We start from the raw sequence: 8,923 nt of genomic DNA on the forward strand, positions 1-8,923 counted from the left end.
GTTTCCCGGATAGCGCAAACCGGGAATAGCGCTTAATCCGGTAACGAACCGGCGAGATTACGCGCGGAGACGCTCTCGCTCACCGGGGCTGGCGGCTCCGGCGCTTTAACCGGCGCGGCCGCTGGCGCAGCTGCCGGGGCGGAAGAGGCCGGCTGGATCTCAAGGAACGAAGCCAGCATCTTACGCAGCGTTTCCGGTTTAGTATCTTCCGCCAGCAGCGCCGCCAGCATCGACGGCAAGCGGCTATCAACTTCCCCTAACGCCAGCCCCGCCAGCAGCGCCGTACGCGACATATCGCCGCGGTCGCCACGGTGATGGGCCTCAATTTTTGCGTCCGCGAAGCGCTCGCTGGCGCTGATATCCGGGCGCAGGTAAATCAGCACTTTTCTGCGATCCAGAGTCATAGACGCTCCTTAACCAATAATTTTCAGACCACGCACCAGGGCAAACTGCGGCTCTTCAGCCACCACGAAACGGTCCTCGCGCAGCCCCATACGTTCACGAATCGCATCGGCCACCAGCGGCGCGCCGCCGCCAATCACGATGGCGTGCGAATAGCCTTTAAAGCTATCAATCGCCGTCAGGACGCGGGTGGTCAGACGTTCAATGCTGTTATTGATCACCTTCTTCACCTCAGAAACCGCATCCGGATCGTTGATGTTGTCGGTCAGGTATTCTTCGTCGTGGCGGTTGATGATTATCTGGTCAACGTTATAGCTGGAAGTGTCGGTATTCGCCCGGGCCAGCGCCAGCTTAACGGCATCGGTCACCAGCGATACACCCAGCTTCGGATCGCCGTAAATGCGCGAAACCGAGGTCATCTGCCCGGCGACCATTGAAATATCCAGCGTGGTGCCGCCAAGGTCGATAATCAGCACCGAATGCGACGGTTTCAGTTCATCGCACAGGCTGATCCCCGCCGGAATGGATTCCGGACGCACGGTAACTTTCGTGATATTGAACACCACGCCTTTGTTCAGTTTAACGTCGCGCAGCAGGCTCTTTTTCTTGCGCTCAATATTGTCGAGGCGATATTGCGCATCTTCGTCGTAAAATTCGGTCAGCGGCAGGGTGACCACAATCTCGACATCCTGCGGCTCAAGACCGCTGGTCAGCAGCGCGTGATGGACAGCGATGGAGTTCAACGGGCTATATTGCCAGTCAATGTTATTGGTGGGGAGCGCATCGGGGGTGATCAGGTCGAAAGAGTACTTTTCATCATCCACGGTGTAGTTAAAGGGCTTCCCGGAACCGAAGGTGGCAGACCAGCCGCGTTTGAAACTGTTGGGGCTGATATGGGTGAAAGTTTCGCCATCTTGCTCCCACAGCATTTTGATATTGGTTGAACCATCATCGATAAAAATGCGCATCGCATTGCTCCATCACTGAGACAAATAAGAGAAAAATGTAAGACCCAAAAAGAGTAGCAAGAGTTAAAAAGCCGCGCAAGAGCACGAAAAAGAGACAATTCCGAGTTTTATTTGAGAACAAATGGAGAAGAAAACAATTCAATGCGCCCTGAAAGAGAAATAAATGAGACAAAATAGAGAAATAAAGTTTCTCTCTTTCTGTCTGTTTCAGACACTGTTCTTTTACAAAAAGAGAGCATCCCTCCCCTCTTTCCTCAGCGGTTTTCGCACGCTTTTTACACCTGGTTGGGTACCACAATCGGCCGTTCCGGCTCAGCGACATTTTCCGGTACCCGGCGATATTTATCCAGCAGGTGAATCTGAATACGGCGCAACATATCGCCATTCAGTTTGTAATAACGGAAATAGAGAAACAGCGTCAGGGCGAAAAAGAGCGTCGGCAGCGCAATCATAATCGCCTGCATCCCCAGCAGCGTGTGAGATGACTGCACAACATTCGGCACGTAGCCGATGATACCGAGCACGATGGCAATAAACCAGGCCGCAAACGCCGAGCCCGCTTTCACCACCAGCGTCTGTACCGAGTAGGCGATGCTTTCGCAGCGGATATTCATCGTATATTCGCCGTAGTCGACGGTATCGGCCACCATAATAACCTGCAGCACCCAGAACAGCGCGGTGCCGATATTCAACAGCACCCCGGCCAGCGAAATCAGCGCGATGTTGTAAACGCCGCTCAGCGCCATCAGCAACAGCACGCCGCAGCCCAGCACGGGCATGATCGAAGCACCCGCCCACAGAATGCGCCGCGACAGCCCTTTCACCAGTCGTGGGAACAGGATCAGCGTCAGCAAATTCGCCGCCCCCGCGTAGGACATGTAATACGGGAACATCTCCGCGCTGCCAATCACGTAGGTAAAGTAGTAAATGGCAAAGCCAGCGATAATGTTCGCCGCCGTGTTATAGGCCAGCGCCATGCCTAACAGGCAGGCCAGCTGATCGTTTTTATAGATGAGCGCCACCATCTGGCGCAGTGAAAGATGGCTGGAATCCTCGCTCACGCCGCTATCCGAGGAGTAAACCTCATGCACGTTACGCAGGGTGACCAGGGTGGAAATCACAAAGAAGGCAATCAGCACCAGGGTAAACATCTGGAAACCGAAACCGCGGTCGGCGCCGCCCACGGCGCTGACAAACGGCAGCGTGACGCCGGCCGTCACAAACCCAGCAAGGCTGGCGAAAAAGCGCGGGTAAGGCACCAGTTGTTCACGTTCACGTTTATCGAGGGTAATGGTCGGCACCAGCGACCAAAACGGCACATCCATGATGGTGTAGGTGAAGCCCCACAGCAGGTAGGTTAGCCACACCCACGCCAGTAGGGCCCCGCCGCTGAAGTGATGGGCGCTGAACAGCATATACAGCACCACCGAGTTGGTTATCGTGCCGATCAGGATCCACGGTTTAAACTTCCCCCATCGCGATCGCGTACAGTTGACGATCCATCCCATGATCGGATCGGCTATCGCATCGAGGATCCTTGCCACCAGGAACAAGGTGCCAACCACCCCAACCGACAGGCCAACAATATCGGTGTAGTAATACATCAGATACATGTAGACGATACCGATAGCGAAATCTTTACCAAAGGCACCAAATCCGTAGCTGAGCTTTGTTGTCATTGAAATACTCATAGGGTCCAGGTCGCTGTCGCCAGCGCCTCCTTCAGCGTTTGATAGAGCGTGACAGGCACCGCCGGGTTCGTTGCCCCCGGCGGCATGAGAGGATTAACGGTGCAGCCAGGCCGGCAGCCAGTCGCCGTGGCTGGCGATCAGATCGTCCACCAGCGCGTAGATCTCTTCGATCCCCAGCACCGCGGCGGTGTGCGGATCCATCATCGTGGCGTAATAGACGTAATCGCGATTTTCAGTGAGGATCGCCTGCGTCAGCAGCGTCTGCACGTTGATATTGGTCTGCATCAGCGCCGCCAGATGCGCCGGCAGCTCGCCCACTTTCGTCGGCTGAATACCGTTGGCGTCCACCAGGCAAGCCACTTCCACGCAGCAACCCTGCGGCAGGTTGTCGATGAGATCATCGTTGCGCACATTGCCGTACACCACGCTTGGCTCGCCGGTCCAGATGGCGTTCATGATGGTGCTGGCATACTCGCGGGATGGTTTCACCTCGATGCGCTCGCCGCGCTGATAGCTCTCCAGCTCCTGATGCCAGTTGGCCAGTTGCTCGACGCAGCGTTTCGGGTATTCATCCAGCGGCACTTTATAGCGAGCAATAAGGTCATCGCGGCCCGGCTTGATAAACCATGGCGTATATTCCGCGAAATGCTCCGACGATTCGGTGACAAAGTAGCCCAGCTTTTTGAACATTTCGTAGCGGACGATGTTTTCGCAACGCGGGTTGCCGTGCAGGTTAGGCTTCGGCGCCCGGCCCTCGGCGTAGGCCTGCAGCAGGTCGGGATAGAGACTGCCGTAGCTGCCATCCGCGAGCTTTTTCTCCAGCGACAGATAGAACGCCATATGGTTGATTCCCGCGCAGCGGTAGCGTAAATCCGCCGGATCGAGATCGAGGTCGCGCGCCAGCTCTTCCGCCGTCCCCTGTACCGAATGGCAGAGGCCAACCTGCTTGATATGCGGGTAGCGGGCGTACATGGCCCAGGTATTCATCGCCATCGGGTTGACGTAGTTAAGCAGGGTGGCGTCCGGGCAGACCTCGGTCATATCGTCGCAGATAGCCCACAGGTGCGGGATGGTGCGCAGCGCGCGCATAATGCCTCCCGGCCCCAGCGTATCGGCAATGGTCTGCTCCAGGCCGTGGCGCTTGCAGACGGTAAAATCGGTGACCGTACAGGGCTCATAGCCGCCAATCTGGAAAGCGACCACAACGAAATCGGCACCCTGCAGGGCGGTTTTACGATCGCGATGGCAGCTGATTTCGCCGTTCGCGCCCACCGAATCCATCAGCTTGCGCACCACGATATGCGACTCTTCCAGCCGGGTTTCATCGATATCCATCAGCGCGATATGCGCCGATTTCAGCGCCGGGCGCTGGAAAACATCACCGAGAATATTTTTGACGAACACCGTCGAACCGGCGCCGATAAAAGTAATTTTTGGGGCGGTCATCACGCACTCTCCATCAGGTCATTGAACACTTGCAGAGTGGCACGTCGTTCAGCGTTACGCTGCCCTGTTCCCGCCGGAGCATTCCCGGAAACTCAGATCGGCCATTAAGCGCCACAAAATCTGAGTTTTTGGCAATAGATCGACTTAAAAGGAGAGAAAACGGGCCGGTTATTCCGCTAAGCTGTAGTCAGTTCTGGCGAAAAATGCAGCCACTCTGACAATCCAGGAATAGGTTAATCATGGAACACCGCTTTACTTCCCTGCCCCCCGATCCCTTTATGTGCAGCAGCGACGAAAAGCAGAGCCGCAGCCCGCTGGCGCTCTACTCCGAGTATCAGCGTATGGATATCGAACTGCGCCCGCCGCACGCCATGCCCACCAGCCACTGGCACGGCCAGGTGGAGGTCAACGTGCCGTTCGACGGCGATGTAGAGTATTTGATTAATAACGAAGTGGTGCGCATTGAGAAAGGCTATATCACCCTGTTCTGGGCCTGTACGCCGCATCAGCTGACCCGCCCCGGCGATTGCCAGCAGATGGCGATATTCAACCTGCCGATGCATCTGTTTCTGTCGTGGCCGTTGGACCGGGAGCTTATCAACCACGTCACCCATGGAATGGTAATTAAGTCCCTCGCCGCGCAGCAGTTAAGCGCCTTTGAAGTGCGCCGCTGGCAGCAGGAGCTGAACCACGACAATGAACAGATTCGCCAGCTGGCGATCGATGAAATCGCCCTGATGCTCAAGCGGCTGAGCCTCTCCGGCTGGCAGCCGATTCTGGTCAACAAAACCTCGCGCACCCACAAGAACAGCGTCTCGCGCCACGCGCAGTTTTATGTCAGCCAGATGCTGGAGTTTATCGCCGCCCACTACGACCAGGCGCTGACCGTCAATGCCGTTGCCGAGCACGTGAAGCTCAACCCGAACTACGCGATGGGGGTCTTTCAGCGGGTGATGCAGCAGACCATGAAGCAGTATATTACCGCCATGCGTATCAATCATGTGCGGGCGCTACTGAGCGATACCGACAAGACCATCCTGGATATTGCCCTTACCGCCGGGTTCCGCTCCAGCAGCCGCTTCTACAGCACCTTTACCCGCTACGTGGGCATGCCGCCGCAGCAGTACCGTAAACTTAGCCAGCAGCGACGTCACGGGCTGGCCTTGCCGGAGGCATAAAAAATGCCGCCGGGGTCTCCCCAGGCGGCATGATTAACAGTGAAAACGGTTAGTCGTTGATACGCGGATGCTGCTGCACCAGACGCGACCGTTTTGCCTGCAGATCGGCGATCTCCTGATCGATATCTTCGATTTTTTGTTCGATGTTATCGTAGTGCTCGCCAAGGATTTCTTTCGCTTCCTGGATATCCGACGCCGCCGGGGTCGCCCCTTTCAGCGGGCGGTTAGCCGTCTCTTTCATCGACAGACCCGTCGCCATCCCCACCACCGCGATGACCATCAGGTAGTACGCCGGCATCATCAGGTTCTGAGTGGTTTCCACCAGCCACGCTGCCAGGGTTGGCGTCAGACCAGCAACCAGCACCGAGATGTTAAAGGCGCTGGCCAGGGCGCTGAAGCGGATGTGCGTCGGGAACATCGCCGGCAACGAGGAGGCCATCACCCCGATAAAGCAGTTCAGCACGACCGCCAGCAGCAGCAGACCAGCGAAAATCAGGCCAATCACGTTGCTGTTAATCATAATGAAGGCCGGGATCGCCAGGGCAAACAGCGCCACGCTACCAATCAGGATGAACGGACGACGGCCAAAGCGGTCGCTGAGCATACCGATAACCGGCTGCACAAACAGCATCCCGACCATGATGGCGATGATGATCAGCACCCCATGATCTTCCGAGTAGTGCAGGTTATGCGACAGGTAGCTCGGCATATAGGTCAGCAGCATGTAATAGGTCACGTTGGTGGAAATCACCAGACCAATACAGGTCAGCAGGCTACGCCAGTGCTTGGTGGCAATCTCTTTAAAAGAGACCTTCGGCCCGTCCTGCAGTCCTTCACGGTCGCCCTGCTCCATGGTGTCCACATGCTGCTGGAACGCCGGGGTCTCTTCCAGCGCATGGCGCAGATAGAGACCGATGATGCCTAACGGCAGCGCCAGGAAGAACGGGATACGCCAACCCCAGTCGAGAAAGTTCTGTTCCCCCACCACGCTGGAGATGAGAACCACCACGCCGGCCCCCATCACAAACCCGGCGATGGAGCCAAAGTCCAGCCAGCTGCCCATAAAGCCGCGTTTACGGTCAGGAGAATATTCCGCGACGAAGATCGATGCCCCGGTATATTCACCGCCGACCGAGAAGCCTTGCGCCATTTTACACAGCAGCAGCAGGATCGGCGCCCAGATGCCTATCGTGGCATACGACGGAATCAGGCCGATACAGAAAGTACTTATCGACATGATCACGATGGTTATTGCGAGGATTTTCTGCCGACCATATTTATCGCCCAGCATCCCGAAAAACAGGCCGCCTAACGGACGAATTAAAAATGGAACGGAGAAGGTACCCAGTGCGGCAATCATCTGCACGCTTGGGTTGGCATCGGGGAAGAAGACTTTACCTAAGGCGTAGGCCACAAAGCCATAGACGCCGAAATCGAACCACTCCATCGCGTTACCCAGGGAGGCCGCGGTGATCGCCTTTTTCAGTTTACCATCATCGATGATGGTCACATCCTTAAGGGTGATGGGCTTTATTTTTTTCCTTTTAAGCATATTTTTCCTCTGCTACTCCGCCTTGAGTACACGCATCATCGCCGAATGACAAGGCCATTCGTATCGTGCGTCAGGAGCGGTGAATTGCTGTGCTCCTCATTTCAAGCGTAGCAGGTTTGCCTGCACTGTCTGCTGACAGAATGTACAACCGAACCTGTTGACGCCTGCTCTGGCTACTGGTGAATAAATAGAGCGGCCGATCGTGATACCTGATGAAATTGACCTGCTCCCCTTTTTTACCCTAACAGCGTTTATATCTGCGATCAACTTCACATAAATTTACCGCCTTATTACAGAGTGTCCGAAAATAAATAAGTTCATTTTACTGGCTGCTCGCAAAAATTATTTCCTCACTCCCCCTTATCCTCTGGCGGATAATTTTGGCGGTTATTCTGCTTTCACCCGAATAGTGTGATGGGTAATTTTTACTAAAAAAACACCCGACAAAAGTGGGTGATTGCGCTATAATCAGCCACACTTTCGGCTATCAGCCGCTGTTTAGAGGACCAACGTCCTGTTTTCCGACGACATCACGAGGAACGTCATGCAACTGCCACACTGCCCAAAATGCGATTCGACTTACACTTATGAAGATAACGGCATGTACATCTGCCCGGAATGTGCCCATGAGTGGAACCCTGCCGAGGCGAAAGAAGAGAGCGACGTTCTGATCGTTAAAGATGCCAATGGCAATTTACTGGCCGATGGCGATAGCGTTACCGTCGTGAAAGATCTGAAGGTAAAAGGCAGCTCTTCGATGCTGAAAATCGGCACCAAAGTGAAGAATATCCGTCTGGTCGAAGGCGATCACAATATTGACTGCAAAATTGACGGTTTTGGTCCGATGAAGCTCAAGTCGGAATTCGTCAAAAAGAACTGATTTATTTCCGGGAGGGCGGCGTCATTATTTTCCTGCACCACCGTCGCCGCTCCCGATATCATCGTGCCCCACCCGCTCCCTGTGCAACCTGTTATTTTCCGCCTCAGTCCCCGCTATTTTCACTGACCATTTCGCCGCTATGCCGCTACACATTTTCGCGCTGCCGTCTGGCTCAACAGCGTCCCCGGCGACTACGCTTTACGGGTTACGGTCACTGAGGTATTCACCATGTCCTTAAGTCCCTACCTTGCCTTTGCAGGCAACTGCGCCGAGGCAATCGCCTTCTATCAGCAGACGCTGGGCGCGGAGCTGATGTTTAAAATGACCTTTGGCGAAATGCCGCCCCCGGCGCAAGAAGCGTCAGACGGCTGCCCGTCTGGCCAGAAGATGGCAGATGATGCCATCGCCCACGCCAGCCTGCGCATCAATAATGGCGAGCTGATGCTGAGCGACAGCGCCTTCGGGCCCGATGTGCATTACGCCGGCTTCACCCTCGTCCTCGATCCCAGCGATGTCGCTGAAGGCCAGCGCTGGTTCGACGCGCTGGCCGTCGGCGGGCGCATTGAGATGGCCTGGCAGGAAACGTTCTGGGCCCACGGCTTCGGCAAAGTCGTCGACCGCTTTGGCGTCCCCTGGATGATCAACGTGGTCAAACAAGGCTGACCCCGCCAGGGCGGCCCGGCCGCCCTGTCATCCGTCTGGCACCAACTCTTCATCCTTTGGTCATCATCACTTAACCGAAATGCAACATAAACCGGTCAGGATCGGCCCACAACGCGAGGGACCTCCTCGCCTATGCTGTGTGA

8 protein-coding genes and 1 pseudogene are annotated in these 8,923 nt (G+C 55.7%); 3 read left to right on the plus strand and 6 right to left on the minus strand.

The features are described from left to right. Positions 1-32: 32 nt before the first annotated feature. The 5 genes and pseudogenes from CW267_RS24100 to CW267_RS24115 form a co-directional block, all read right to left on the minus strand. Complete coding sequence (locus CW267_RS24100) at positions 33-404, minus strand: plasmid partitioning/stability family protein (protein ID WP_012543143.1); 372 nt, start codon at positions 402-404, stop codon at positions 33-35. 9 nt (positions 405-413) lie between these two features. After that, complete coding sequence (gene parM / locus CW267_RS24105; protein WP_004146678.1) at positions 414-1,370, minus strand: plasmid segregation protein ParM domain-containing protein; 957 nt, start codon at positions 1,368-1,370, stop codon at positions 414-416. A 138-nt stretch (positions 1,371-1,508) separates the two neighbouring features. Beyond that, positions 1,509-1,640, minus strand: a pseudogene (locus tag CW267_RS31745) (hypothetical protein). 5 nt (positions 1,641-1,645) lie between these two features. Next, positions 1,646-3,061, minus strand: a complete 1,416-nt coding sequence (gene melB / locus CW267_RS24110) for a melibiose:sodium transporter MelB (RefSeq protein ID WP_012543144.1) — start codon at positions 3,059-3,061, stop codon at positions 1,646-1,648. Between the two features lie 93 nt (positions 3,062-3,154). Then, positions 3,155-4,507 carry an alpha-glucosidase/alpha-galactosidase gene (locus CW267_RS24115; RefSeq protein WP_012543145.1) on the minus strand — a complete coding sequence of 451 codons (1,353 nt, stop codon included), beginning with the start codon at positions 4,505-4,507 and terminating at the stop codon, positions 3,155-3,157. Positions 4,508-4,746: 239 nt separating this feature from the next. On the opposite strand from CW267_RS24115, the gene melR reads away from it, so the two are divergent. Further along, the gene (melR, locus tag CW267_RS24120) at positions 4,747-5,685 is read left to right on the plus strand and encodes a transcriptional regulator MelR (RefSeq protein WP_008807239.1); all 939 of its coding nucleotides are present in this window, start codon (positions 4,747-4,749) and stop codon (positions 5,683-5,685) included. Between the two features lie 49 nt (positions 5,686-5,734). Here the strand turns inward: melR and proP are convergent, their stop codons facing one another. Further along, positions 5,735-7,237 (minus strand): glycine betaine/L-proline transporter ProP, encoded by a 1,503-nt coding sequence (gene proP, locus CW267_RS24125; protein ID WP_008807240.1) that lies wholly within the window; start codon positions 7,235-7,237, stop codon positions 5,735-5,737. A gap of 544 nt (positions 7,238-7,781) precedes the next feature. Between proP and CW267_RS24135 the strand changes: the two genes are divergently transcribed. Both CW267_RS24135 and yjdN read left to right on the plus strand, forming a co-directional pair. Then, entirely contained in the window at positions 7,782-8,117 is a 336-nt protein-coding gene (locus CW267_RS24135; RefSeq protein ID WP_039102733.1) for a zinc ribbon domain-containing protein YjdM, read from the plus strand. 228 nt (positions 8,118-8,345) lie between these two features. Next, the gene (gene yjdN, locus CW267_RS24140; RefSeq protein WP_002885221.1) at positions 8,346-8,780 is read left to right on the plus strand and encodes a VOC family metalloprotein YjdN; all 435 of its coding nucleotides are present in this window, start codon (positions 8,346-8,348) and stop codon (positions 8,778-8,780) included. The last annotated feature ends 143 nt before the right edge of the window (positions 8,781-8,923 follow it).

Source organism: Klebsiella sp. X1-16S-Nf21 (genome assembly GCF_002837615.1).
GTDB lineage: Bacteria > Pseudomonadota > Gammaproteobacteria > Enterobacterales > Enterobacteriaceae > Klebsiella > Klebsiella variicola.

Excerpts from the sequence above, each read along its gene's own strand:
- proP (WP_008807240.1), bottom strand. The coding sequence starts at position 7,237 with ATGCTTAAAAGGAAAAAAATAAAGCCCATCACCCTTAAGGATGTGACC.
- yjdN (WP_002885221.1), top strand. The coding sequence starts at position 8,346 with ATGTCCTTAAGTCCCTACCTTGCCTTTGCAGGCAACTGCGCCGAGGCA.
- CW267_RS24100 (WP_012543143.1), bottom strand. The coding sequence starts at position 404 with ATGACTCTGGATCGCAGAAAAGTGCTGATTTACCTGCGCCCGGATATC.
- parM (WP_004146678.1), bottom strand. The coding sequence starts at position 1,370 with ATGCGCATTTTTATCGATGATGGTTCAACCAATATCAAAATGCTGTGG.
- melB (WP_012543144.1), bottom strand. The coding sequence starts at position 3,061 with ATGAGTATTTCAATGACAACAAAGCTCAGCTACGGATTTGGTGCCTTT.
- CW267_RS24135 (WP_039102733.1), top strand. The coding sequence starts at position 7,782 with ATGCAACTGCCACACTGCCCAAAATGCGATTCGACTTACACTTATGAA.
- melR (WP_008807239.1), top strand. The coding sequence starts at position 4,747 with ATGGAACACCGCTTTACTTCCCTGCCCCCCGATCCCTTTATGTGCAGC.
- CW267_RS24115 (WP_012543145.1), bottom strand. The coding sequence starts at position 4,507 with ATGACCGCCCCAAAAATTACTTTTATCGGCGCCGGTTCGACGGTGTTC.